Consider the following 23,495-nt stretch of genomic DNA (forward strand, 5'->3'; position numbering starts at 1 on the left):
GAGGTGGCCGGGCCCATTCCGTGATCGTGGCCGTCAGCGTCGACCGGTGACCAGCTTGACGAGGAACAGCAGAATGATCGCGCCGAACAGGCACGTGAAGAAGCTGAAGATCAAGCCGCCGCCCTCGACGTCGAGGAACGCGCTGAGAATGAAGCCACCGATGAGACCACCGACGATGCCGACGACGACGTTGAGGATGATTCCCATCTGTTCGTCGGTCTTCATGACCTTGCTGCCGATCCAGCCGGCGAGACCGCCGATGATGATCCAACCGATGATTCCGAGAGAGAGCATGGCGGTCCTTTCGAGATGAGGGCGGTCCGGGCCGGTCCGGGCACCCCCGACCGGCACCCGGACCAGGATTCGTCCGGCGCGTGTCTACTGCTCGGCGCGCTGGCGCGCTTCCTGCGCGGAGGCTTCGGCTCGGGCCTTCTCGGCCTCGGCTTCCTTCTGAGCGACCTCGCGCTGCGCTTCTGCCTTGTCCTGCTGGGCCTCGCCCTCGCGGCGCAGCGAGTCCTGTCCGGTCACGGCGCCGGCAACTTCCTTCACCTTGCCCTTGATGCCTTCGACGACGCCTTCGACGGCTTCAGCGGGCCCACTCTTGCGCTGTTCGGTCATCGCGGTTCCTTTCCCCTCGGGGAGTTGACGGTCGGGTGGATCGTTTCGGTCGGGTGGATCAGCGGGCCGCAGCGGCCGCCTTCTTCTCGGTGGGTTCGCCCTCGTTCGCGAGTTGCCCGCCGGAGTTCTCGAGGTGGGCGCGGACGAACCACTGGAACTTCTCGAGTTCCGCCGTCTGACCGATCAGCATGTCCTCGGTGATGGGATCGATCTCGCCGACCTTGCCGATCGCCTTCCGGTTGTCCTCGATCAGTCCGGTGTAGACCAGGTCGAGCGCCGCGAGGTGGGCCTGCGCGCTGTCGCGGCCGACCGAGTAGTCGTCCCACGACCGGTCCTTCTCGATGGCGCCCGGCGTGCCCTTGGGGGAGGCGCCGAGAGCGGCGATGCGCTCGGCCGCCGCGTCCGCGTACCCGCGGACCAGTTCCACCTGCGGGTCGATCATCTCGTGCACGCCGATGAAGTTGGGTCCGACGACGTTCCAATGGATGTGCTTGAGGGTCAGATGCAGATCGTTGTAGGCGCTGAGCCGGTTCTGCAGAGTCTGGGCGACTTCGGAGCCCTGTTCGGCGGTCAGTCCCGGAACCGTGAAGTTCGTCATCGTCTGTCCTTTCGTCCTCTCCAGGTATTCCCCTTCGCCGCGGGGTTCATGCATCCGATTCGCCGGATGCAACCCTTATTCGGAGAAGTGATGTTGTCGTCTCCAACCGTACTACAAAATCTATGTCGCGCACGGCAGATAAGTTGCCGCAGGTCGAGCGGGGTGTTCGGCCTGCTGGTCGAGCGTGCATACCGGTGTCAAGATCGACCGATGACGAATGTCGACCAGGTGGCCGACGAGCTGTACGCGCTCGATCCCTCCGGCTTCGTCGCGGCCCGGACCACTCGGGTCGCGGAGGCGAAGGCGTCGAAGGACCGAGAGGCTGCCACCGCGATCGCCCGCCTGAAGAAGCCGACGGTGGTGGGGTGGGCTGTCAACCTCCTGGCGCGTGAACTGCCGGACGAGGTCGACGCCGTCCTCGCGCTGGGCGACGCACTCCAGAGGGCGCAGCGCCGACTCGATGCCGAGACCCTGCGCGGGCTCACCGAGCAGCGGCAGCGGTTGGTGCGTTCGCTCACGACGCGGGCGCAGAAGCTCGTGCGCGAGCACGGCCGAGCGCTGAACGAATCTGCGCTGCGGGAGGTTTCGCAAACCCTGCACGCGGCGATGGCCGACCGCGAACTCGCCGACACCGTACGTCGAGGTCGATTGCTGGGCGCAGCCACCTACAGCGGCTTCGGCCCGTCCGGGCTCGAGGCCGTCGAGGACCGGCCCGAGTCGCATCCCGGCAACCGCGAGAGCGAGGGCGAGGGCGGGCGTGAGGCCGAGCGCGCGGCGGAGCGCGAGCGCGCGCAGCTCGCGGCGGCCGCGGCCAGGGCCGAAGCGGAGGCCGCACAGGAGGCGCTGTCGGCGGCCGAGGACGAGTTGGCGCGCATCCGGTCCGACGTGGCCGACGGGGAACGACGTCTGCAGAGCGTGCGACGTGAACTCGCGCAGCTCGAGGAGCGTGCGGAGTTCCTGACGCGAGCGGAGGTCGCGGCCGTGGACGCGCTCGCCACCGCACACGATGCCGCCGAGCACGCGGACCGGCGCGTTGCCGACGCGGACGCTGCGGTCGCCGAACTGCGCTGAGCGCCGTCGCTAGGATCTCGTGTCGTGACCTCGGAGAATGTGACGACGACGCCCGATGTCGCGGGCGCCCAGCGCCGGGTGCTGGCGGTGCTGGTGACCGCGCAGATCCTCAGCGGTGCCGGGCTCGCTGCCGGGATCACCGTCGGTGCCCTGCTCGCCCAGGACATGCTGGGCGGTACCGGGCTCGCGGGCGTCCCCAGTGCGCTGTTCACGATCGGCTCCGCCGCGGCGGCGGTGGCCGTCGGTAGGCTCTCGCAACGCCTCGGTCGCCGGGCCGGCCTGGCCGCGGGATACGGCGTCGGCGCCCTCGGCAGCGTGGGCGTGGTGGCCGCGGCCGCGGTCGACAACGTCGTGTTGCTGCTGATCGCGCTGTTCGTCTACGGGGCGGGGACGGCGACAAATCTGCAGGCGCGTTATGCAGGAGCCGATCTGGCCGAGCCCGCGCATCGTGGCCGGGCGGTGAGCACCGTGCTCGTCGCGACGACCCTCGGCGCCGTCGTGGGCCCGAATCTGGTGACGGTGATGGGCCGTGTCGCCGACGGCCTCGGAATCCCCGCGCTCGCAGGGCCGTTCATCCTGGCGGCCGTCGCGTACGCGGCGGCCGCGGCGGTGTTGTGGTCGATGCTGCGACCGGATCCCTTGTTGCTCGCCCGCGACATCGACGCCGCGGCGGGCGAATTCGTCTCGAGCGCCGCGGGCAGTGCGGACGAGGAGGCGGCGGCCCGGACCTGGAGCCCGTCGGTGACCCTCGGAGCGACGGTCATGGTCCTCACCCAACTCGTGATGGTTGCGGTCATGACGATGACCCCGATCCACATGCTCCACCACGGTCACGGCACGGGCGCCGCAGGGCTGGTCATCGCGATCCACGTCGCGGCGATGTACCTGCCGTCGCCGCTGTCGGGACGACTCGCGGACCGGTTCGGCCCGCGTCCGGCCGCGGGCGCAGCCGCGCTGACCATGCTGGCCGCCGGTGTCACTGCCGCGGCGGCGCCGGCGGAGTCGGTCCCCGCGCTCGCCGTCGCACTCGCCCTTCTCGGCCTGGGCTGGAACTTCGGACTCGTCAGCGGAACCGCGATCATCACCGACTCCGTGCCGATCGCCACCCGCGCCCGCACCCAGGGGACCGTGGACCTCACGATCGCTATCGCCGGCGCCGGCGGCGGATTGACGTCGGGCATGGTCGTCGGAGCCGCGAGCTACGGCTGGCTGGCAATCCTCGGTGGGCTGGTCTCCCTGCTGATCGTCCCGGCGCTCGCGGTGCACGCGCGTCGGTCCTGAGGAACGCCGAAGGCGGCCGACCCTTTGCAGGGGCGGCCGCCTTCACTGTTCGCGTCGCGCGTCAGATGCGCTCGTAGATGGTGGCGTTCGCGGTGCCGCCACCCTCACACATCGTCTGCAGGCCGTAGCGGCCGCCGGTGCGCTGCAGGTGATGCACCAGCGTCGCGGCGAGACGTGCACCCGAACCGCCCAGCGGGTGGCCGAGGGCGATCGCGCCACCCAGCGGGTTCATCTTGTCCATCGACGCGCCGGTCTCGAGCTGCCACGCCATGGGCACCGAGGCGAACGCCTCGTTGACCTCGAAGGCGTCGATGTCGTCGATCGACAGTCCCGACTTCTTCAGTGCCAGCGCGGTCGCCGGGATCGGCCCGGTCAGCATCTTGACCGGGTCGTCGCCGGCGACGACGGCGGTGTGGATGCGCGCGAGCGGCGTCAGGCCCAGGGCCTTGGCCTTCTCCGAGGTCATCACCAGCACCGCGGCGGCACCGTCGGAGATCTGCGACGCGCTGCCGGCGGTGATGACGCCACCCTCGAGGAACGGCGACTTCAGCTGCCCGAGCTTCTCGGTCGTGGAACCGCGGCGGATGCCCTCGTCGGCGGAGAACACGGTGCCGTCGGCCAGCGTGAAGGGCGCGATCTCGGCGTCGAAGGCGCCGGCGTCCTGTGCGGCGGCGGCGCGCTCGTGCGAGGCCACCGAGTACTCGTCGAGCTGCGCGCGGGAGATGTTCCACTGCTGCGCGATCAGCTCGGAGCCGACGCCCTGGTTGAAGCGGCCGTTGAAGCCGGGCGCCTCGAGCTGCGCGGCGTAGCGCTCACGGGCCGGGCCGGCGGAATCGCCGGTACCGGGGACGTTCGAGGAGCCGAGCGGAACCGAGGTCATCATCTCGACACCGCCGGCGACGATGACGTCGGCCTGCCCGGAGATGACCGACGCGGCGGCCATCGAGATGGTCTGCTGCGACGAGCCGCACTGGCGGTCGACGGTCAGGCCGGGAACGGACTCGGGCCAGCCGGCGCCGAGGACGGCCATGCGGCCGATGTTGCCCGTCTGCATGCCGACGCTGTTGACGTTGCCCCAGTACACGTCGTCGACGATCGCGGGATCGATCCCGGTGCGCTGAGCGATCGAGCGGAGCACGTGGGCGGACAGCTCCACCGCGTGCACATCCGCAAGTGAACCCTTGCGCTTGCCGATGGGGGTACGTACTGCCTCGACGATTACTGCGTCACGCATGTCGCCTCACTCTCTCCGAAGGTAAGTGGATCGAGTGTAATCAGTTCAAGAAATGTGCTGATGACCGGCCGTCGGTAACGCCGTTCGTCACACTGCGACGCCGGCCCGGACGATTCGGCCGACCAGCGCGAGCACGTCCCGGTCACGCCCGGCGGGACCGATCACCGAGAGCCCCACCGGTAAGCCCCCTTCGGACCGCACCGGAACGGTGGCCACCGGCAGTCCGGCGACGGTCGCCACCGTGATCAGCAGTCCCGTGGTGCGCAGCGTGGCGGCGAGGTGGACGCTTCCGGGGTCGTCGGAGGACGCCGGCGCCGCCGATCCCGTGGTCGGCAGCAGCAGCACCCGGGAGCCGAGGAAGTCGCGGACGGTCTGCGCGGCCCGGCGTACGTCGGCCAGGCTGCGGTCGTACGTGGACGCCGAAACCTTGGATGCGGCAAGGAAGTTCACCCGAGCCTCGTCCGTGACCGAACCGGTCGCGGTGGACACCCAGCCGCCGTACTGCTGCCACGCCTCGTATCCCTGTACGGCGACGACCGCGTCGTACCAGTCGGGCAGCGCGGCGATGTCGAGGTCCTCCTCGGTGAGCGGCGGCAGACCGGACCGCTTCCACTGCGCCAGCGCGGCACGCACCGCGGGCTGGACGTCGGCGTCGGCGACGGCGAGCAGTCCCGGCCAGGTGACGGCCGCGTCGAACTCGATCTCGGGTGCGGAGGGGAGGAGGGCATCGCCGACGGTGGCGAGTGTCGGCGCGTCGGCGCACACCCAGCCGACGTTGTCGAAGGTTCGCGAGAGCGGCATCGCCCCGGCCGTCGAGACCGCACCGTGCGTGGGGCCGAACCCGTACAGCCCCTGGTAGGCGGCGGGGATCCGGATCGACCCGGTGGTGTCCGGACCCAGGCCGACGGTCGCCGTGCGGCGGGCCACCGCGGTCGACGCCCCGGACGTCGCGCCGCCGGGGACGCGTCCCGAGGCGGCCGCGTTCGGCGGCGTCCCGTACGACGTGTTGATTCCCGAGTGCCCGAACCCGAAGCCGACGGTCTGCGCGATACCGGCGACCGTCGCGCCTCCCGCGAGCAGACGAGCCACGCTGTCGGCCGTCGCGGTCTCCGTCGCCGCCTGACCGAGCCAGGCCGGGTTGCCGGCGCCGATGCGCTGTCCCTCGATCGCGAAGAGGTCGGTGACGGCGACGCGTAGGCCGCTCGTGGGGCCGGAACCGGTTGCGGGAACGAGCGGATCGCCCATGACCCGCCAGATCGACTTGTCTTCGGGGACGACGTTCCCGCCCGGCAGCGGCGGAACGCCGGGATCCTCGGGTCCGTCGCCGCAACCCGCCGCCAGGGTGGCCCCACCTGCGATCACGGCCACCGCGCTCGCGCGGAGGAACGCGCGGCGATCGAGTCGTGGTCGCTCCGGTCCGGTCGGCACATCGCTCAGACTAGCCATGCGCCGACCGGTAATTCGGTCGATCGAGGCCGTGTCAGGCCAGAACCTGTCGGAGGTAGGCGTTGTCGAACGTGCGCGCGGGGTCGTGCTTGTCGCGCACCGTGCAGAAGTCGTCGAAGCGTGCGTACGTCGGACGCAGATCGTCGGCGGTGCGCCCGTGCATCTTGCCCCAGTGCGGGCGACCGTCGACAGCGCGCGCGATCGCCTCGACCGCGTCGAAGTACTCGCGGTGATCGCGCCGGTGGTACTGGTGCACCGCGATGTACGCGCTGTCACGACCGTTCGCGGTCGACAGCCACACGTCGTCGCCGGGCGCGAAGCGCACCTCGACGGGGAACGCGATGTTGCAGCCGGACCGATCGAGCCAGGTCGAGATCTCCCGCAACGTGTCCTTGACGGTCTCGACCGGCACCGCGTACTCCATCTCGCGGAAACGCACCCGGCGCGGCGACGCGAACACGTGGTAGCTGCGGTCGACGAACTGCCGCGCCGACAGCGCGCGCGCCGAGATCTGGTTGATCTGCGGAATCGCCGCCGGGAAAGCCGTGGTGATCCGGTTGATGCCCTCGAAGAGCGTGTTCGACATCAACTCGTCGTCGAGGAAGCCACGGATCCGGCTCACCGGTTCCAACGGTGTGTCGCCCGGGAGTCGGGTGTTGCGTTTCGTCAGTACGCGATTGGTGTGCGGGAACCAGTAGAACTCGAAGTGGTCGACGGTCGCGAGATCGTGTTCGAGTCCGTCGAGTGTTTCGTCGAGCCGGGCCGGGCCCTCGACCGCGCGCAGCGCGTAGGCCGAGGTGACCGCCAGGTCGAGCTTGGTGATGATGCCGAACGCGCCGAGCCCGATCCGGGCGGCCTGGTAGAGCTCGGGATTCTCCGTCTCCGAGCAGTCCGCAACGGTGCCGTCGGCGAGCACGATCTGCAGTCCGCGGATCAGCGTCGCCAGGCCGCCGAAGCGGGCGCCGGTTCCGTGGGTGCCGGTCCCGAGAGCGCCGGCGATCGACTGCACGTCGATGTCGCCGAGGTTGATCATCGCCAGCCCGCGCTCCCACAACTGCTCGTTGAGGCTGCGCAGACGTGTCCCGGCCAGCACCGTGGCGACCGGGCCTTCCGGCGTCTGCCGGACCGACTCGATGCCACAGATGTTGTCGAGGCTGACGAGGACGCCGTCGGTGACGGCCACCCCGGTGAACGAATGGCCCGCCCCCACGGCTTTGACGCGTAATCCCTGCTCTGTCGCCTGCGCGACCAGCGTGCTCAGTTCGGCTACCGATCGAGGGGTCTCGAATCGGTGAGGTGTCGACGAGTGGGTCCCCGCCCAGTTGCGCCACGTGTCCTGTGCCATTCCCGCAACTATTCACCTGGACGAGCGTCCAGGCAAATGAGACACGAAATTTCGTCTCCGGGTTTTACGATCATGGGATGTTGAATCGGCTTCCAGCGGAAGAGCGCCGCGCCCAGCTCGTCGAAGCGGCGTTGAACATTGCCGAACGGGGTGGCATTGCGGCAGTGACGATCCGTGCCGTGGCCGAGGAGGCGGGGGTCTCGCTCGGGGTGGTGCACTACTGCTTCGAGAGCAAGGAGGCGCTGGTCGCGGCCATGGCCGAGAGTCTGGTGCTGCAGCTCAGCGGGGGCATGCGCGAGGCGTTCGCGTCGGTGTGGGACACGCAGGAGCTCAGCGGACTCCGCGACCTGCGCGAGGTGCTGCACACCGGCCTGACCGGCATGTGGCCCCTGATCGAGGCCACGGCCGATCGTCAGTTGCTCACCTACGAGATCACCGCCTACGCGCTGCGCCATCGTGCGGCCGGCGCGCCGCTCGCCGGGAGCGTCGCCGACGAGCAGTACCGGGTCATGGACATCGAGGCCACCGTGTTCCTCGAGGAGAGCGCGCGGCGGACGGGTTGCACGTGGACCGAGCCGGTGGAGGCGATCGCGCGTTTCGCGCTCGCCGTCATCGACGGAATCGTCCTGCGCTGGCTGGTCGATCGCGACAGCGCCGCGATCCTCACCGAACTCGACGACCTGGTTCGCATCGTCGGCAGCAAGGCCGTCGAGGCGGGTACGGACCTGGACAATCGTTCAGGAGAGTGATCGACTGATCCGGACGCCTGCCTCCCGTGTGTTCGACGGGACCGACGAACGGAACTGATGTGACTGCGACGATCGACCGTCTCAACGCCGCGACCGCGAGCCTCGATCCGCCCTTGGCGGCCCTCGATCTCGCGACGTTGCGTACGAACGCGGAAGACCTGGTGCGGCGCGCGGAGGGTACGCCGGTACGGGTCGCGAGCAAGTCGGTGCGGTGCCGAGCCGTCCTCGAGATCGCGCTCGGCTCCGGCCTGACCGCGTCGGGCGGCTTCCGGGGCATCATGGCGTACTCGCTGCGGGAGGCCGTATGGCTGGCGCGGCAGGGCGCGGAAGACGTGCTGATGGGCTACCCGACGGTGGATCGGGGCGCGCTCGCCGAACTCGGTTCCGACAGCGCACTGCTCGGACGCATCACGCTCATGGTCGACGACGTCGCGCAGCTGGACCTGATCCGCGACGCGGTCGGCTCCGCCGGTGTGCGGCCGAGGATCTGTCTCGACGTCGACGCCTCGCTGCGGCTCGGACCGGCGCACCTCGGGGTGCGGCGGTCGCCGCTGCGTGAGCCGGGCCAGGTGGCCCGGCTCGCCCGGACCGCGGCCGATCGGGGATTCGCCGTCGTCGGTGTCATGTTCTACGAGGCACAGATCGCCGGTCTACCCGACACCAGCTTCGCGGTGCGGATGGTGAAGAAGGCGTCCGCGGCCGAACTGTCCACGCGGCGAACGGCTGTCGTCGACGCCGTCACCGCAGAGGTCGGGCGGCTCGAGATCGTCAACAGCGGTGGGACCGGCTCGATCGAGGTGAGTTCGGCCGATTCGGTCGTCACCGAGGTCACCGCGGGCTCCGGCCTGTACGTGCCCACCCTGTTCGACCGCTACCACTCGTTCAGGCCGCGACCGGCCATGTTCTTCGCGCTGCCCGCGGTCCGGAAGCCGACCCCGAAGATCACCACGCTGTTCGGCGGCGGCTACATCGCGTCGGGTCCCGCGGGGAAGACGCGCGTACCGGCGCCGGTGTGGCCGACCGGATTGACGTTGCTGCGCAACGAGGGCGCCGGCGAGGTGCAGACCCCGGTGACGGGCGCCGCCGCAGCCGAACTCGCCGTCGGGGACCGGGTGTGGTTCCGGCACGCGAAGGCCGGCGAGCTGTGCGAGCGCTTCACCCAGGTTCACCTCGTGGACGAGGACGGGCGCGCCACGGCGACCCCGACCTACCGCGGCGAAGGAATGTGCTTCGGCTGACCCGGTGACTCGCGGTCGCGGTCCCCGGCCGGCTCGGGCGCCAATCGCAGGAAGGCGCCCAGTTCGGCGAGGGCGGTGGGGGTGGGCGGCAGGTAGTGCGTGAACGTGCGCGAGCGCACGACGATCGCGCACCACTTGGCGCGCGACACCGCGACGTTCAGCCGATTGCGGGACAACAGGAACGACATCCCGCGAGGAGCGTCGGTGGCCGCCGACGCCGTCATCGACACGAGGACGACCGCCGCCTGACGTCCCTGGAACTTGTCGACGGTTCCGACGAGGACATCGGGCAGTCCTGCGGCCGCGAGATCCTGCCGGAGCCGTGCAACCTGCGCGTTGAAGGGAGCGACGACGAGGACGTCGGCCTGGCCGAGCGGCCGGGTGCCGGCGAAGTCGCTCGGATCGGTCCAGGCTCGGCCGAGAAGTTCCCGGATCCGGGCGACGATCGCCGCGGATTCCTCGGGGGAATCGGTCGATCTGCCGTCGTGCTCGACGATCTCGACGTGCACTCCGGGGCCGAGGCCCGCGAGGCGTCGCGCGGTCGTCACCGTCTCCTCCGAGTGGAGCCGGCCCTCGTACGACAGCTGGGAGACCCGCTCGCACAGCGCGGGATGCATGCGCCACGTCCGTTCGAGGAAGTAGCCACGGTCGCGGGGCAGCGAATCGCGGCCCGCGGCGAGCCAACCCAGTGCGGACTCGTCGACCGGCTCCGGATGGGTGCCCTGGCTGACCTGCGGAAGTTGCTGCGGGTCCCCGAGAAGGAGCAGATTGCGGGCGGCCGCGCTCACCGCGATCGTGTTCGCGAGCGAGAACTGTCCGGCCTCGTCGATCACCAGCAGATCGAGGCTGCCGACCGGCACGCGGCCGGAATGCGCGAAGTCCCAAGCCGTCCCGCCGATCACGCAACCGGCGGTGGCGTCCGCGAGGAAGCGGGGGTACTCGGTGGTGGCGAGGGCGGTCCACCGGCGGCCCGGCGCGGCGTCGGCCTTCTTCGCGACCATCGAGCCGTCGAGCCCCGCGTCGACCACGGCATCCAGCATGTTCTCCACCACCGAGTGCGACTGGGCGACCACACCGATCCGCCATCCGTGTTCGGCGACGAGAGACGCGACGACCCGCCCCCCGGTGTACGTCTTGCCGGTACCCGGTGGCCCCTGCACCGCGAGGTACGAGTCGTCGAGATCGACGAGCGCGGTGGCGATGGCGGTCGCCGGGTCGCACCCCGCGATCGCCGGCAGTCCGGATCCGCTGCGCAGCCGCGGAGGAACCCGGCGCAGGACGTCCGTTGCCGCGTTCGCGGGTGACACGGGCAGGGCCGACGCCATGGCCCCCGCGAACTCCTCGACGGCGCGGTCGATCCGGGCCGTCGCGACCGGGTGCCCCGGGGCGAGCGCCATCGGTGTGGCGTCGTATTCGACGTCGCCGGTGAGTGTCTCCTCCACGACCACGACGTCGTCGAAGTCCGCGTTCGTGTCCACAGACGACACGACGGCCGTCGACCACGCGCGCCCGCCAGGGTGTTCCGAGGTCTTGGCTCCCGGCACCGGCCGCTCGTACAGCGGGAACATTTCGGCGCCGGGTCGTATCGTGCTGCCGGTGCCGAAGGTACCGGTGAGCCGGACGTGTCGGCGCAGCTTCCGTTGTCGGGGCGTGCTCTTGTGCCAGCCCTGCACCACTTCCGCGTGGTCGACGACAAGCACGTCCCGGGTGTCGGGCCAGTCGTCCACCGGTTCGGTGAGTCGCGCGAAATGCGCCCACCAGAACGGTTTTCGCTCGCGCCGGTGATACCCGACTGCGGCGGCCGCGAGCGCCGCAGCCTGTTGCTCGCCGGTCCGGGCCGAGGCCGGTCCCTCACCGGCGAAACGGCGCAGGACGCGTTCTGCGGCGCTGTCCTCTTCGGGCTCGGACGCGGGAGGCGTGATTTCGCGTGAGTGGGGCGAGATGCCGTGGTCGGCGGCACGGGCCAGCAGCCAATTGCGCAGTTCCCGGGTGGAGACGCAGTCGTCCTCGTTGTAGTCGCGGATCTCACGGAGCACGTCGGCGGCGTCGTCCGGCCGACCGAGATCACGCAGATCGCAGTAGCGCGCGTACGCGACGACGGAGTCGGCCGCGGTCGTCACGTCGTTGTCGCGCAGGTCCTCTCCCAGGTACAGCGGCTCGAGCTTCTTGATGCTGTACGACCGTTCGCCGATCCGAAGCGACGCGCGGACGATCGGATAGAGGTCCACGAGGATCCCGGCGCGCAGCAACTCGTCGACCTCCTCCTCGCCGACGCCGTGACGCCCGGCCAGGCGCAGCAGCGCCGACTTCTCGTATGCCGCGTAGTGGTAGACGTGCATTCCGGGATGCGCGATGCGTCGCGCCCGGACGTATTCGAGGAAGGCGGACAGCGCATTTCGCTCCTCGGCTCGATCGTGCGCCCAGAACGGACGGAACAGCGGCGCGCTGCCAGCCGTGGGCTCCTCCAGGACACCGAAGAGGTACTCCAGGCCCCACTCGGCCTCACCGGGCTCCGCCCACAGTGGATCGCCCTCGAAGTCGAAGTAGATGTCGCCCGGATCGGGTGGCGGCAGCGCGGCGAGCGCGGCGGCATCGAAGATCTCGTACTCGGCGGTACCCGACGTCTCCTGGCGAAGTTGGAGGGCGGCCTGGGACCGCAGGGTGTCCAGCGTTGCCGCGGACAGGCCCGGGACGGGTGCGTTCCGGGTGGCCAGCGCGTCGATAGTGGTCACGCCACCTGACACGAGCTTGTCCCGCGTGGCTACGCGCATGCCCGCCACCAGCAGGGGATCTCGACGGCTCTCGATCTCGCGGGCACACGTCTCGCACCGGCCGCACGCCGAGTACCGGTCGTCACCCCACGCGGCAGGGGCGTCGTCGGCACGGTGCTCGTCGAGGACTCGTTGCAGCGCCGCCCGACGTGCCCGGTACACCGGGACGAGATCGGCCAGCGCGTGCACCGAGTCCGAGCCGTCACCGAGCAGCAGATGCACTTCTCTCGCGGGACGGACACCGGCGGCGTCGAGCGCGTCGGCATACGCCGCCAACTGGAGCAGCGCGGAAACCTCGACGCGGCGCGACAGTTTCGCGTCGTACACCGTGTACGTGCCGTCGTCCCCGTGCTCGTCCTCCCGGACCAGGAAATCGCAGAACCCGAGGAACCGTCCGTCGAAGAACGTGCCCTGATGGATCACCGGTGCCCCCGCGACGGCCGCGGCGATCGTGTCGCGGTGGGCGTCGTACAACCCGGTGGCCGTGAACTCGGGCCGGGCGATGGTCTCGATCCGCCCGTGGCGGGCCGCGAACTCGTCGAATACCCGGCGTTCGTGTGCAGCGCCGAGTCGCGACGCGCGCTCGAGCACGGGATCGGCTACCGGACCTGGTGACCCGGTGGCGAACCCGAGCAGCCCGTCGAGCCTGCGCAGCAGTGCGAACTCGCACGCGGCCGCCGCAGTCAGGTCCCCGGTGCTGTACACGATTGCGTCGCCCTGCAGGAACATCGCGCTCCCTCCCCGGTCGGTTCGGGCGATTGTGTCACCACGCACCGACAGGTGGGGGAGGGGCGCGCGGACGCGCGAACCGTGCCGGGACAATGGACCCATGCCGTTCTTCACCGGTGCTACCGGACAGATCCACTACCGCCGCTGGCCGCTCGCCGGGGATCGTCGGCCCCGGGCCGGAGTGGTGTTCCTGCACGGAATGGGCCAGCACACCGGGCACTACCACCGGTTCGCCGCACGACTCGCACAACACGACATCGAGATGTGGGGCCTCGATCAGGCCGGGCACGGGCTGTCCGAGGGGACCCCCGGCGCGCCCGGACTTCTCGCCGATCTGGCGGACGACGCGGCCTGGCTGACCGAGTCGGCCGTCGCCGATCGGCCGGGTCTGCCGTTGGTGGTGATGGGGCATTCCCTCGGTGCCGCGGTGGCCGTGACCCTGCTGCGACGCGGCCGTGCGCCGTTCCGCGCGGCCGTGCTGTGCGGAACACCCAAGTCGGTTGTGCAGCACCGCGAGACGTCGGATTTCGCGGATCCGGGGTTCCCGGTGCTCGCGGTGCACGGCATCGACGACCGGCTGGCCCCGATCGACGGCGTCCGTCCGTGGGCGGCCGGGGTGCCCGGACTCGAACTGCGTGAATACGCCGACGCCGGCCACGACCTGCTGCACGAAAAGATCCACCGCGTCGTCGCCGACGACGTCGCGGCGTTCGTCGTCGACGCTACCGTGGGCTGATGGACACCCCACAACTGCTGTCCGCGTTACGCACTCAGGGCGACCTGCTGGCAGACACCCCGACCGAGACACTCGCGGAACCGATTCCGACGGTGCCGGAGTGGACCGTCGAGCACGTGCTGCGGCACACCGGCAAGGTGCACCTGTGGGTCGCGGCGGCGCTGCGTTCGGACCCGCAGACGCCGCCGTCGGAGATCCGGCGGATCGGCGACATGCCCCGCGGACCGGAATGCGTCGCCGCCTACCGTGCGGCGCTGGACCTGGTGCTCGCGGAGTTCGATCGGCTCGGTGCCGATCGCATCGTTCCCACGATGGTCGGGCCCGCACCCGTCGCGTGGTGGGTGCGCCGACAGGCGCACGAGGTGGCGGTCCATCGGATCGACGTCTCCGACGCGATCAGCGCGGGTGGCGGGCCGGACGTGCCGTCGCTGGATCCGCAGGTGGCCGCCGACGGTGTCGACGAGTGGGTCTCGGTGTTCCTCGCTCGTCTCGCCGATGCGGGGCGCATGCCCGAGACCGTGAACGGCCACTCGATCCACCTCCACGGAACCGACGCGGTGGCGGCCGAGTGGTACCTCGAATTCGATGGCGGAACGGTCGCGGTGACTCGAGAACACCGCAAGGGCGACGTGGCGCTACGGGGGTCGGCGCAGGAACTGTTGCTGACACTGTGGCGCAGGCGGCCCCTGGACGGACTCGACATCGTCGGCGACGCCGCTGTCGCCCGGGCGCTGCTGGGTGCCGCGGCGCTGTAGCGCTTCACGGCTTTCGGAACGAGAGCGGCCCGGACGCGGGGAGAAACCGCGTCCGGGCCGCAAAATCGTTGCCGCGGTTTACGTGTAGATCCGCTCAATCATCTCGGCATGCTGCTGGTGGATGATGTTGCGCTTGAGCTTCAGGGTGGGCGTCAACTCGCCGGTCTCCACGGTGAAGTCGACCTCGAGGATCCGGTACTTCTTGATCTGCTCGGGGTTGGACACCTTCCGGTTGCCCTCGACGACGGCGGAGTCGATCTCGGCGATCAGTTCGGGATGCTTGACCAGCTCGGAGATCGGCGTGTCCGCGGCCAGGCCGTTGCGCTCCTTCCAGCCCGGCAGCGCCTCCGGGTCGAGGGTGATGAGCGCACCGATGAACGGCTTCGAGTCACCCACCACGAGGCACTGGCTGATCAGCGGGTGCGCGCGCAGGGCGTCCTCGAGCACTGCCGGAGCGACGTTCTTGCCGCCGGCGGTCACGATGATCTCCTTCTTGCGTCCGGTGATCGACACGTAGCCCTCGGGGTCGATCGAGCCGAGGTCACCGGTGTGGAACCAGCCGTCGCGGATCGCATCCGCGGTGGCCTGCTCGTTGTGCCAGTAGCCGCCGAACACCACCGGACCCCGGACCAGCAGTTCGCCGTCCTCGGCGATCTTCGCGGCGTGCCCGTTGATCGGCTTGCCTACCGTGCCCACCTTCTGGTCGCGGGTGGTGTTGACCGTGATGGCCGCGCTGGTCTCGGTGAGACCGTAGCCCTCGTACACGGGGACACCGACGCCGCGGAAGAAGTGGCCGAGGCGCGCGCCGAGCGCCGCCCCGCCGGACACGGCGCGGTCGCACTCGCCGCCCAGTGCCGTCCGCAGCTTCGAGTAGACGAGCTTGTCGAACAGCGCGTGGCGCAGCCGCAGTCCCAGCCCGGCCCCGCCGTTGTCCTGCGCCTCGCTCCACGCGATGGCGGTCGCGGCGGCCTTGGCGAAGATCTTGCCCTTGCCGCCGTCCTCGGCCTTCTGCTTGGCAGAGTTGTAGACCTTCTCGAACACTCGCGGCACGGACAGGATGAAGTTCGGCTTGAACACCGCGAACTGGTCGAGCAGCGTCGTCAGATCGGAGGTGTGGGCGACGGTCACCTTGGCGTCGAAGGCTCCGAAGGAGATGGCCCGGGCGAACACGTGCGCGAGCGGCAGGAACATGAGGGTGCGCCGGCCCTCCTGCATCGCGTCGCCGAGTGCGATCTGCACGGCCGCGGACTCCGCGTAGAAGTTGGAGTGGGTCAGCTGGACGCCCTTGGGACGACCGGTGGTGCCGGAGGTGTAGATGAGCGTCGCGGGGGACGACGCGCGCACCTGGTGTCGGCGCTCGTGCACTTCGTCGTCGCTGATACCGCTGCCACGGGTGATCAGTTCGTCGAGCGCGCCGGCCTCGATCTGCAGAACCTCGCGGAGAGAGGTGGCGGCCTCGGCGACGTCCTTGACCGTTTCCGCGTGGCTCGAATTCTCGACCACGAGTAACGACGTCGCCGAGTCCTCGAGGATCCATTGGGCCTGGTCCGCGGAAGACGTGTCGTAGATGGCGACGGTGCAGCCGCCGGCGGTCCAGATCGCGTAGTCGAGAACGACCCATTCGTAACGGGTACCCGAGAGGATCGCGACGCGGTCGCCGAGCTCGATGCCGGACGCCATCAGCCCCTTAGCGACGGCCTTGACCTGCTGGGCGAACTCGGCGGCGGTGACGTCCACCCAGCCGCCGTTGCCGGGCTTCTTGAAGGGCACGAGGTTCGGACACTCGGCTTCGTACCGGAACACAGTGTCGGCCATGGACGCGTCTTCCGGAATGGTGAACGACTGTGGAACCGAATACTCACGCACTTTGACCCCTCCAAGAAAATGACATGATGGATGTGCATTGGATCACATTCGGAGGCGCTTTGCACTAGGTCAAGTGCCCGATTTGCCGCTTTGGGTGCCCCCACCTGCGGAAATAACTGTAACCGTAAGTCCTGCTAACTTTCTGCAGGTAGCGGGCGTGTCGCGTCAGGCGACGGTGTCGCAGGCATGTGCGTGCACGCACTTCCAGCGCCGCACGGCGTGCTCGAGCGCCGGCGGCGCGACACCGAGAGTGTCCGCCGCCGCGGCCAGGATCTCGGTGGGCGGGACGGAGGGTTCGCCCGCTTCGGAAGCGTCGGCGAGCCCGGGACCGTCCGCGAGCGCCGAGTCGACGAACTCGTCGATCGCGCCGGTGTGCTGAGCGTGCGGGGCGCCCGCGAGCAGCAGCAGGTGTTCCCACGTGGTGTCGTCGTGCGCGCCGCTGCACTCGACCCAGGCGTCGTGCAGGTCGGTGCGGGCGCGCTCGTCGCGGGTGGCGACGAGCAGATCGCCCACCGAGTCGATGCGAAGTGTGTACAGGCGCTCGGCCGTGCGCTGGATCTCCGCGGCCCGTAATGGGGCCGCGCCGTCCGAGTACCGGCGCTTGTAGTTACCGATCTTCCCGGCCCACTGGTCGGAGCTGCCGGCCTCCTCGAAGGTGCGGAGCAGCTCGCGGGCGCCGTCGTCGACCGGGCCGGGAGTGTGCGTGCGACGGTAGGCCATGTAGCGGTCGATGACCGTGCCCGCGTCGGCATAGCGCGAACCGGCGGCCTGCACGGACTCGATGATGCACAGTGCGAGGCTGCGCCGGTACTGGTCCGGCGCCACCCAGCCCGACGGATCACCGAGTCGGCTCCGGCAAGCGGCGGCCACCGTCTGCACTTGCTGCTGCGAGACGCTCACGGTTCCTCCCTGACAGTGCGAGGCCTGGTGATACGTGTATCGGCGGGACCGTGGCGAATGTTGCACCCGTCACGGCACAGGTGCCCGGCGCGGGACGGTCAACGGTGCCCGGCGCGGGACAACAGATCGGTGACCTCGCTGTCGTCCAGTTGGTGGAAGTCGGTGTAGGCCCCGCCGACCCCTCCGAGGTCGGCCGGGACGAAGGGGCACACCACCTCGTCCGCGGTGACCCCGAGCCGGGCGACTGCTTCGGTCGACGCGACCGGAACCGCGACGACAACTCGTTCGGCGCCCTCCGCCCGCGCGGCCACGCAGGCGACGGCCGCCGTCGCGCCGGTCGCCATGCCGTCGTCGACGAGGACCACGGTGCGCCCTCGCAGCGGTATCCGCGGTCTACCGCCCCGCAGGACGTCGGCGCGCCGCGTCAGTTCCCGACGTTCGGCGGCGCGGACCGCGTCCACGGCCTCCGGCGCCACCCGCGCGAGGCGGACGACGTCCTCGTTGAGGACCTCGAAGTCGCCCTCGGCGATCGCGCCCATGGCGAGTTCCGGCTGCCACGGCACGCCCAGTTTGCGGACCAGCAGCACGTCGAGTGGCGCGGCGAGAGCGTCGGCGATCTCGAAGGCGACCGGGACGCCGCCGCGGGGGAGTCCGAGCACGACCGGATCGGATCCGCGTAGGTGACCGAGCGACTTGGTCAGCGCCCGACCGGCTCTCGCTCGCGTTGCGTAGTGCATTCGCGTGCTCCGTCGAAATGGTTCGCCTCGTCCTCGACGATACGCCGATGCATGGTTACGCTGTGCCGCGCAGCGGGTCGGGAATCGAATCCCTCGCCGGCGCCGATCATTTCGCACCAGGATGGAGCCATCATGCAGTTCGGCAGCTATCAGAACGAGATCTACCTCGCGGCGCTGGCAGGGCGGGTGCCCGAGTTCCCGATGGAATACGGCGCGCTCGAGGCGAGGGCCACCGCCGCGATGTCGGAGTCGCTGTTCTCGTACGTCGCGGGCGGCGCGGGCGACGAGACCACCCAGCGGCGCAACGTCGAGGCGTTCGAACAGTGGGGGCTGCTTCCGCGGATGCTGGTGGGTGCCGAGACCCCGGACCTCACGGTCGAGGCCTGGGGTCACACGTTCGCGTCCCCCGTCTTCATGGCGCCGGTCGGCGTCATCGGACTGTGCGACCGCGATCGGCACGGCGACATCGCCGTCGCACAGGCGTCCGCGCAGACCGGCGTGCCGGCGATGTTCTCGACGCTGATGGAGGATCCGCTCGAGGACGTCGTCCCGCATGCGGGTGACGTTCCCAGCTTCTTCCAGCTCTACACCCCGAAGAACCGGGACCTCGCCGAGAGCTTCGTCAAGCGGGCCGAAGCCGCCGGCTACCGGGGAATCACCGTCACCCTCGACACCTGGGTCCCGGGCTGGCGCCCGCGCGACCTGTGCACTGGCAACTTTCCGCAGCTGCGCGGTCAGGTCCTGAAGAACTACACGTCCGACCCGGTGTTCCGGGACATGGTCGGGTCGGACGATCCGCAGTTGACGGTGCTGCACTGGGTGCAGACCTTCGGGAACTCGCTCACGTGGGCGGATCTGGACTGGTTGCGCTCGCTGACGACACTGCCGATCGTCCTCAAGGGGATCTCGCATCCGGAGGACGCGCGGCGCGCGATCGACGCCGGCGTCGACGGCATCTACTGCTCGAATCACGGTGGGCGGCAGGCGAACGGGGGGATCGCCGCGCTCGAGACCCTCCCCGCGGTCGTCGAGGCGTGCGACGGCCGGGTGCCGGTGCTGTTCGACTCGGGAGTGCGCTCGGGTTCGGACGTCGTGAAGGCGCTCGGGCTGGGGGCCATGATGGTCGGGATCGGTCGCCCCTACGTCTACGGCCTCGCGATGGGCGGAGTGCCGGGCCTCGTCCACGTGCTGCGCACGCTGCTGGCCGAGGCGGAGTTGCTGATGGGTGTCAACGGGTACCCGGACGTCGCCGCGGTACGCGAGAACATCCGTCGCCTGGGTCCCGAGATCCTTTGACGGGAAGGCTGATTCGGCGTCGTGGGGCAGGTTGCCCCGACCCCACGACGCCGTCTCGGTGGTGCGGCTACGCGGTGGAGACCAGGTTGCCGTCGATGTGTGACTGGTACGCGGGCAGGTCGAGCATGCCGTGCCCGGACAGGCCGATCACCAGCACCTCGGGCTCGGTGAGGCCCCGCGCGTAGTCGGCGGCCGCAGCGATCGCGTGGGCCGACTCGGGAGCGGGCACGATGCCCTGCGTGCGCGCGAACAGCACGCCCGCGTCGAACGAATCCCGCTGGTCCACGGCCTGGCCGGTGACGTAGCCGAGTTCGACGGTGTGGCTGAGCAGCGGCGCCATACCGTGGTAGCGCAGGCCGCCGGCGTGGATCGGGTCCGGGACGAAGTCCTGGCCGAGCGTGTGCATCTTCAGCAGCGGCGTGAGGCCGGCGACGTCACCGTGGTCGTAGCGGTACTCGCCCTTCGTGATCGACGGGCACGCGGCAGGCTCGGCCGCGACGATCCGGGTCTGTGCCTTGCCGTGCAGCACCTCGCGAATGAACGGGAACGCGAGCCCGGCGAGGTTGGAACCGCCACCGGCGCAACCGAACACGACGTCGGCGTCGGCCTCGCCCGCGTTCCGCAGCTGCTCGACGGCCTCGAGCCCGATCACCGTCTGGTGCAGCACGACGTGGTTGAGCACGCTGCCCAGCGCGTAACGCGCGTCGGGATCGTTCGCGGCGACCTCGACGGCCTCGGTGACCGCCATGCCCAGCGAACCCGGGGTGTCGGGGAACTCGGCGAGCATCTTGCGACCCGACTCGGTCAGATCCGACGGGCTCGGATGCACCGTGCCGCCGTACGTCTCCATCAGGTGCCGGCGGTAGGGCTTGGACTCGTACGACGCGCGCACCTGCCACACCTCGAGATCGATGCCGAACTTCGCGCACGCGAAGGACAGCGCGCTGCCCCACTGGCCGGCGCCGGTCTCGGTCGTGATCTTCTTCACGCCGTCCTGCGCGTTGTAGTAGGCCTGCGCGACGGCGGTATTGGTCTTGTGGCTGCCGACCGGGCTCACACCCTCGTACTTGACGTAGATCCGAGCGGGCGTCCCCAGCGCCTTCTCGAATTCGCGGGCGCGGATCAGGGGCGCCGGCCGCCACGTGCGGTACGCCTCACGGATCGGCTCGGGGATCTCGATGTACTGCTCGGTGGTCGCCTCCTGCTCGATCAGCGCGCTCGGGAACAGCGCGGCGAGGTCGGCCGGGGTCACCGGCTCCTTGGTGCCCGGGTGCAGGTGGGGCGGCGGGGCGACCGGCAGGTCCGCGACGATGTTGTACCAGTGGGTGGGGATGGGTGTCGTGTCGGACACTGCTGGTTCCTCTCGGAGAGTGGCAGGACGGTCGTCCACATTGTGATCGCGGTCATTGCCGGGCCGCACTCGGGGTCCGTCGACGCACGTGGAGGGCACTCGGATCGAGGGCCATACCATGCATCGACTAAACTCACTGGTCAAATGAGTGACACCGAGCGCGACCCGCAGACCGACGACAATCCCATCACCTTCGCCGACCTCCAGATCGACGAACGGGTGCTGAAGGCCCTTTCCGACGTCGGCTACGAGTCGCCCTCGCCGATCCAGGCCGCGACCATCCCGACGCTGCTCGAAGGTAAGGACGTCGTCGGCCTGGCCCAGACGGGTACCGGCAAGACGGCCGCGTTCGCGATTCCGATCCTGTCCCGCCTCGACGTCGACCGGAAGGTGCCCCAGGCGCTGATCCTGGCGCCGACCCGCGAGCTCGCGCTGCAGGTCGCGGAGGCGTTCGGCAAGTACTCGGCACACATCCCGGGTCTGCAGGTGCTGCCGATCTACGGCGGTCAGGCGTACGGCGTCCAGCTGTCGGGCCTGCGGCGCGGCGCCCAGATCATCGTCGGTACGCCCGGCCGCGTGATCGACCATCTCGAGAAGGGCACCCTCGACCTCTCCAACCTCGAGTACCTCGTGCTCGACGAGGCCGACGAGATGCTCAAGATGGGCTTCCAGGACGATGTCGAGCGGATCCTCGCCGACACGCCCGAGTACAAGCAGGTCGCACTGTTCTCCGCGACGATGCCGCCGGCGATCCGCAAGATCTCCAAGCAGTACCTGCACGATCCCGTCGAGATCACCGTCAAGGCGAAGACCGCGACGGCGTCGAACATCACCCAGCGCTGGGTGCAGGTCGCGCATCAGCGCAAGCTCGACGCGCTCACCCGCATCCTCGAGGTCGAGTCGTTCGAGGCGATGATCATCTTCGTGCGGACCAAGCAGGCCACCGAGGATCTCGCCGAGCGCCTGCGGGCCCGCGGCTTCTCGGCCGCCGCGATCAACGGCGACATCGTGCAGGCGCAGCGCGAGCGCACGATCGGTCAGCTCAAGTCCGGTGCGCTCGACATCCTCGTCGCCACCGACGTCGCGGCTCGCGGCCTGGACGTGGACCGGATCTCGCACGTCGTCAACTACGACATCCCGCACGACACCGAGTCGTACGTGCACCGCATCGGGCGCACCGGTCGCGCGGGCCGCACCGGTGATGCGCTGCTGTTCGTCGCGCCCCGCGAGCGGCACCTGCTCAAGTCGATTGAGCGCACCACACGGCAGCCGCTCACCGAGATCCAGTTGCCGACCGTCGAGGATGTCAACGCGCAGCGCGTCTCGAAGTTCGGCGACTCCATCACCGAGAGCCTGAACTCCGAGAACCTGGCGCTGTTCCGCAAGCTCATCGAGGACTACGAGCGCGAGCACGACGTCCCGCTCGCCGACATCGCCGCCGCGCTGGCGGTGCAGTCGCGCGACGGCGAGTCGTTCCTCATGGCGCCGGAGCCGCCGGCCCCGCCGCGCCGCGAGCGGGAGCCGCGGGAGCGGCCGGCCCGCCGATTCGACGACGGCGGTCCGAGTGGCCCGCGCGTCGGTCGTGACGGCCAGGAGTTCGCGACGTACCGGATCGCGGTCGGCAAGCGGCACAAGGTCGTCCCGGGTGCGATCGTCGGTGCGATCGCCAACGAGGGTGGGCTGCGCCGCAGCGACTTCGGGCACATCAGCATCCGACCCGACCACAGCCTGGTCGAGCTGCCGGCGAACCTGCCGAAGGAGACCGTCGAGGCGCTGCGGGCCACCCGCATCTCGGGTGTGCTGATCCAGCTGCAACTCGACCAGGGTGCGCCGACGGGACGGCAGGGCCGCGGGGGACGCGAGGACCGCGCGGGCGGCAAGTTCAGCCGCGACCGCGGCGACCGCGGTCATCGTAATGACCGCGGTGATCGGGGCGACCGGGGTGACCGATTCGCGAAGCGTCGTCCGCGCGACTGACCCCCACCCGGCAGTTACGCGCCATCGAAACGGGCGCCGGCGAGTCATCCGACTCGCCGGCGCCCGTTTCTGTGAATGAGTTGAATTCTGTGACGGGAGTGACGCCTGCTCTGTAACGTGCCTCGCAGTTTGCCGGTCGGGGGATCCGCGCAATCTCATCAAGGAGGCACGAACGTGGCCCACACGCTTCGTCGAGGATCGATCGCAGCAGCACTCATCGCCGGCGCATCCGTCGGCTTGGCGGCACCCGCGATGGCGCAGCCGGACATCGTCGGTTCCATCTCGAACGCCGCCGACCTCACCGACAGTCTCGCCGCCGTCGTGTCGTCGGTCGGGTCCGGCAGCAGCGGGGGATCGGGTAGCGCCAGCCTGTTCGCCGGGAGCGGCGAGATAGCCATCCCGCTGCCGATTCCCAGCCCGCGCGGCCTCGCGGCGCTCGCCGCGGCCACCACGCAGACCGGCAAGCCGTACCTGTGGGGTGGCAACGGTCCCGACGCGTGGGACTGCTCGGGGCTGGTCCAGTGGGCGTTCCGCACCGTCGGGATCAGCCTGCCGCGCACCAGCCAGGAGATGGCCCGCTACACCGGCGGCATGCTCGTGCCGCTGTCTGCCCTCCAGCCGGGCGACGTCATCACGATGGACACCTACGACATCGCCGGTCACGTCGGGATCTATGCCGGCAACGGCATGGTGTTCAACGCCTACGGCACCGGAGTCCCCACCGGGTTACGGCCGTTGTCGGACTTCAGGATTCACAACATCCGGCGGTTCTTCTGAGCCGTCACCGGTGGGGACCG

20 protein-coding genes are annotated in these 23,495 nt (G+C 69.8%); 9 read left to right on the forward strand and 11 right to left on the reverse strand.

Going from position 1 to position 23,495, the window contains the following annotated elements; all coding sequences use genetic code 11:
* Positions 1-33: 33 nt before the first annotated feature.
* The 3 genes from C7H75_RS08340 to C7H75_RS08350 all read right to left on the reverse strand — a co-directional run bounded on the left by C7H75_RS08340 (position 34) and on the right by C7H75_RS08350 (position 1,216).
* The gene (locus C7H75_RS08340) at positions 34-294 is read right to left on the reverse strand and encodes a GlsB/YeaQ/YmgE family stress response membrane protein (RefSeq protein ID WP_005514402.1); all 261 of its coding nucleotides are present in this window, start codon (positions 292-294) and stop codon (positions 34-36) included.
* Positions 295-378: 84 nt separating this feature from the next.
* Positions 379-618: a microaggregate-binding protein 1 gene (mbp1, locus tag C7H75_RS08345; RefSeq protein WP_005514401.1), complete on the reverse strand. Its 240-nt coding sequence runs from the start codon at positions 616-618 to the stop codon at positions 379-381.
* Positions 619-676: 58 nt separating this feature from the next.
* A complete protein-coding gene (locus C7H75_RS08350; RefSeq protein ID WP_013415427.1) occupies positions 677-1,216 on the reverse strand; it encodes a Dps family protein in 540 nt (179 codons plus the stop codon).
* 210 nt (positions 1,217-1,426) lie between these two features.
* On the opposite strand from C7H75_RS08350, the gene C7H75_RS08355 reads away from it, so the two are divergent.
* Positions 1,427-2,287 (forward strand): hypothetical protein, encoded by an 861-nt coding sequence (locus C7H75_RS08355; RefSeq protein WP_041674064.1) that lies wholly within the window; start codon positions 1,427-1,429, stop codon positions 2,285-2,287.
* Between the two features lie 24 nt (positions 2,288-2,311).
* Positions 2,312-3,568: an MFS transporter gene (locus C7H75_RS08360; protein ID WP_197535465.1), complete on the forward strand. Its 1,257-nt coding sequence runs from the start codon at positions 2,312-2,314 to the stop codon at positions 3,566-3,568.
* A 61-nt stretch (positions 3,569-3,629) separates the two neighbouring features.
* On the opposite strand, the gene C7H75_RS08365 is transcribed toward C7H75_RS08360, so the two are convergent.
* The 3 genes from C7H75_RS08365 to C7H75_RS08375 form a co-directional block, all read right to left on the reverse strand.
* Positions 3,630-4,802, reverse strand: a complete 1,173-nt coding sequence (locus C7H75_RS08365; protein WP_013415430.1) for a thiolase family protein — start codon at positions 4,800-4,802, stop codon at positions 3,630-3,632.
* Positions 4,803-4,889: 87 nt separating this feature from the next.
* On the reverse strand, positions 4,890-6,230 hold the full coding sequence (locus C7H75_RS08370) for an amidase family protein (protein ID WP_106851200.1): 1,341 nt from the start codon (positions 6,228-6,230) through the stop codon (positions 4,890-4,892).
* A gap of 52 nt (positions 6,231-6,282) precedes the next feature.
* Entirely contained in the window at positions 6,283-7,593 is a 1,311-nt protein-coding gene (locus tag C7H75_RS08375) for a D-arabinono-1,4-lactone oxidase (protein ID WP_005514391.1), read from the reverse strand.
* Between the two features lie 77 nt (positions 7,594-7,670).
* Here C7H75_RS08375 and C7H75_RS08380 point away from each other — a divergent pair, with 77 nt between their 5' ends.
* Entirely contained in the window at positions 7,671-8,342 is a 672-nt protein-coding gene (locus tag C7H75_RS08380; RefSeq protein ID WP_005514390.1) for a TetR/AcrR family transcriptional regulator, read from the forward strand.
* Between the two features lie 59 nt (positions 8,343-8,401).
* Positions 8,402-9,580: an amino acid deaminase/aldolase gene (locus C7H75_RS08385; protein ID WP_005514389.1), complete on the forward strand. Its 1,179-nt coding sequence runs from the start codon at positions 8,402-8,404 to the stop codon at positions 9,578-9,580.
* On the opposite strand, the gene C7H75_RS08390 is transcribed toward C7H75_RS08385, so the two are convergent.
* Positions 9,550-13,080 (reverse strand): TM0106 family RecB-like putative nuclease, encoded by a 3,531-nt coding sequence (locus tag C7H75_RS08390; protein WP_106851201.1) that lies wholly within the window; start codon positions 13,078-13,080, stop codon positions 9,550-9,552. The genes C7H75_RS08385 and C7H75_RS08390 overlap by 31 nt on opposite strands.
* Positions 13,081-13,180: 100 nt before the next feature.
* Between C7H75_RS08390 and C7H75_RS08395 the strand changes: the two genes are divergently transcribed.
* The gene (locus tag C7H75_RS08395) at positions 13,181-13,816 is read left to right on the forward strand and encodes an alpha/beta hydrolase (protein WP_106851202.1); all 636 of its coding nucleotides are present in this window, start codon (positions 13,181-13,183) and stop codon (positions 13,814-13,816) included.
* Complete coding sequence (locus C7H75_RS08400; RefSeq protein WP_013415434.1) at positions 13,816-14,571, forward strand: maleylpyruvate isomerase N-terminal domain-containing protein; 756 nt, start codon at positions 13,816-13,818, stop codon at positions 14,569-14,571. Before C7H75_RS08395 ends, C7H75_RS08400 begins: the two co-directional genes overlap by 1 nt.
* A gap of 78 nt (positions 14,572-14,649) precedes the next feature.
* On the opposite strand, the gene C7H75_RS08405 is transcribed toward C7H75_RS08400, so the two are convergent.
* The 3 genes from C7H75_RS08405 to C7H75_RS08415 form a co-directional block, all read right to left on the reverse strand.
* Positions 14,650-16,437, reverse strand: coding sequence for an AMP-dependent synthetase/ligase (locus C7H75_RS08405; protein WP_106851203.1), 1,788 nt, complete (start codon positions 16,435-16,437; stop codon positions 14,650-14,652).
* Between the two features lie 165 nt (positions 16,438-16,602).
* A complete protein-coding gene (locus C7H75_RS08410; RefSeq protein ID WP_106851204.1) occupies positions 16,603-17,337 on the reverse strand; it encodes a DUF8548 family protein in 735 nt (244 codons plus the stop codon).
* A gap of 98 nt (positions 17,338-17,435) precedes the next feature.
* Positions 17,436-18,074 carry a phosphoribosyltransferase gene (locus C7H75_RS08415; protein WP_005514383.1) on the reverse strand — a complete coding sequence of 213 codons (639 nt, stop codon included), beginning with the start codon at positions 18,072-18,074 and terminating at the stop codon, positions 17,436-17,438.
* Positions 18,075-18,206: 132 nt separating this feature from the next.
* Between C7H75_RS08415 and C7H75_RS08420 the strand changes: the two genes are divergently transcribed.
* On the forward strand, positions 18,207-19,370 hold the full coding sequence (locus C7H75_RS08420) for an alpha-hydroxy-acid oxidizing protein (protein WP_106851205.1): 1,164 nt from the start codon (positions 18,207-18,209) through the stop codon (positions 19,368-19,370).
* Between the two features lie 67 nt (positions 19,371-19,437).
* Here the strand turns inward: C7H75_RS08420 and C7H75_RS08425 are convergent, their stop codons facing one another.
* Complete coding sequence (locus tag C7H75_RS08425; RefSeq protein WP_106851206.1) at positions 19,438-20,721, reverse strand: TrpB-like pyridoxal phosphate-dependent enzyme; 1,284 nt, start codon at positions 20,719-20,721, stop codon at positions 19,438-19,440.
* Positions 20,722-20,865: 144 nt separating this feature from the next.
* Between C7H75_RS08425 and C7H75_RS08430 the strand changes: the two genes are divergently transcribed.
* A complete protein-coding gene (locus tag C7H75_RS08430; RefSeq protein ID WP_084954827.1) occupies positions 20,866-22,698 on the forward strand; it encodes a DEAD/DEAH box helicase in 1,833 nt (610 codons plus the stop codon).
* 174 nt (positions 22,699-22,872) lie between these two features.
* Positions 22,873-23,475 (forward strand): NlpC/P60 family protein, encoded by a 603-nt coding sequence (locus tag C7H75_RS08435; protein WP_022594928.1) that lies wholly within the window; start codon positions 22,873-22,875, stop codon positions 23,473-23,475.
* The last annotated feature ends 20 nt before the right edge of the window (positions 23,476-23,495 follow it).

The organism is Rhodococcus (subgen. Prescottella) equi (assembly GCF_003013675.1).
GTDB lineage: Bacteria > Actinomycetota > Actinomycetes > Mycobacteriales > Mycobacteriaceae > Prescottella > Prescottella equi.

Excerpts from the sequence above, each read along its gene's own strand:
- C7H75_RS08365 (WP_013415430.1), bottom strand. The coding sequence starts at position 4,802 with ATGCGTGACGCAGTAATCGTCGAGGCAGTACGTACCCCCATCGGCAAG.
- C7H75_RS08415 (WP_005514383.1), bottom strand. The coding sequence starts at position 18,074 with ATGCACTACGCAACGCGAGCGAGAGCCGGTCGGGCGCTGACCAAGTCG.
- mbp1 (WP_005514401.1), bottom strand. The coding sequence starts at position 618 with ATGACCGAACAGCGCAAGAGTGGGCCCGCTGAAGCCGTCGAAGGCGTC.
- C7H75_RS08400 (WP_013415434.1), top strand. The coding sequence starts at position 13,816 with ATGGACACCCCACAACTGCTGTCCGCGTTACGCACTCAGGGCGACCTG.
- C7H75_RS08380 (WP_005514390.1), top strand. The coding sequence starts at position 7,671 with ATGTTGAATCGGCTTCCAGCGGAAGAGCGCCGCGCCCAGCTCGTCGAA.
- C7H75_RS08420 (WP_106851205.1), top strand. The coding sequence starts at position 18,207 with ATGCAGTTCGGCAGCTATCAGAACGAGATCTACCTCGCGGCGCTGGCA.
- C7H75_RS08375 (WP_005514391.1), bottom strand. The coding sequence starts at position 7,593 with ATGGCACAGGACACGTGGCGCAACTGGGCGGGGACCCACTCGTCGACA.
- C7H75_RS08395 (WP_106851202.1), top strand. The coding sequence starts at position 13,181 with ATGCCGTTCTTCACCGGTGCTACCGGACAGATCCACTACCGCCGCTGG.
- C7H75_RS08390 (WP_106851201.1), bottom strand. The coding sequence starts at position 13,080 with ATGTTCCTGCAGGGCGACGCAATCGTGTACAGCACCGGGGACCTGACT.
- C7H75_RS08430 (WP_084954827.1), top strand. The coding sequence starts at position 20,866 with ATGAGTGACACCGAGCGCGACCCGCAGACCGACGACAATCCCATCACC.
- C7H75_RS08350 (WP_013415427.1), bottom strand. The coding sequence starts at position 1,216 with ATGACGAACTTCACGGTTCCGGGACTGACCGCCGAACAGGGCTCCGAA.
- C7H75_RS08355 (WP_041674064.1), top strand. The coding sequence starts at position 1,427 with ATGACGAATGTCGACCAGGTGGCCGACGAGCTGTACGCGCTCGATCCC.
- C7H75_RS08340 (WP_005514402.1), bottom strand. The coding sequence starts at position 294 with ATGCTCTCTCTCGGAATCATCGGTTGGATCATCATCGGCGGTCTCGCC.